This is a genomic window from Paenibacillus sp. NRS-1782, from assembly GCF_050467685.1.
Lineage (GTDB): Bacteria > Bacillota > Bacilli > Paenibacillales > Paenibacillaceae > Paenibacillus > Paenibacillus terrae_A.
Map to the genome: position 1 here is coordinate 1 of NZ_JBITPH010000109.1, position 580 is coordinate 580.

Consider the following 580-nt stretch of genomic DNA (forward strand, 5'->3'; position numbering starts at 1 on the left):
GCAACGGAAACATTCAAATTAGTAGGTACAATGTACCTGCGAACGGATATTCAATTCGGTTCATCACATCTGTGTGAATGAAATGGATATCCAAAGCGACTCACTCGTTGCTCAGTTTTGAGAGCTCAAACTCTCAAACGTTTGGTGGCGATAGCGGAGGGGTTCCACACGTACCCATCCCGAACACGACCGTTAAGCCCTCCAGCGCCGATGGTACTTGGACCGCAGGGTCCTGGGAGAGTAGGACGTCGCCAAGCGCAACCACTAAAGAAGAATTTCTTTGGTGGTTTATTATGGGCCCTTAGCTCAGCTGGTTAGAGCGCACCCCTGATAAGGGTGAGGTCGGTGGTTCGAGTCCACTAGGGCCCACCATATAACTTTATATTACCCTTTGGGGCCATAGCTCAGCTGGGAGAGCGCCTGCCTTGCAAGCAGGAGGTCAGCGGTTCGATCCCGCTTGGCTCCACCAATTACAACTTCATCAAAAAAAACTGCGTGATGATCGTAAACTCTTCGGAGTTGGAGCGATAATCACACAGGATACAGTTTCGTTGAAACTGTATTGCACCTTGAAAACTGG

At 49.7% G+C, this 580-nt stretch carries 2 tRNA genes and 1 rRNA gene; all 3 read left to right on the forward strand.

Features of this window, described 5'->3' with window-relative positions:
- Positions 1–140 precede the first annotated feature (140 nt).
- The 3 genes from rrf (at position 141) to ACIFQM_RS24850 (ending at position 469) form a co-directional block, all read left to right on the forward strand.
- Positions 141–257, forward strand: a 5S ribosomal RNA gene (gene rrf / locus ACIFQM_RS24840).
- Between the two features lie 38 nt (positions 258–295).
- Positions 296–372 (forward strand) — tRNA-Ile (locus ACIFQM_RS24845).
- A 21-nt stretch (positions 373–393) separates the two neighbouring features.
- Positions 394–469 (forward strand) — tRNA-Ala (locus ACIFQM_RS24850).
- The last annotated feature ends 111 nt before the right edge of the window (positions 470–580 follow it).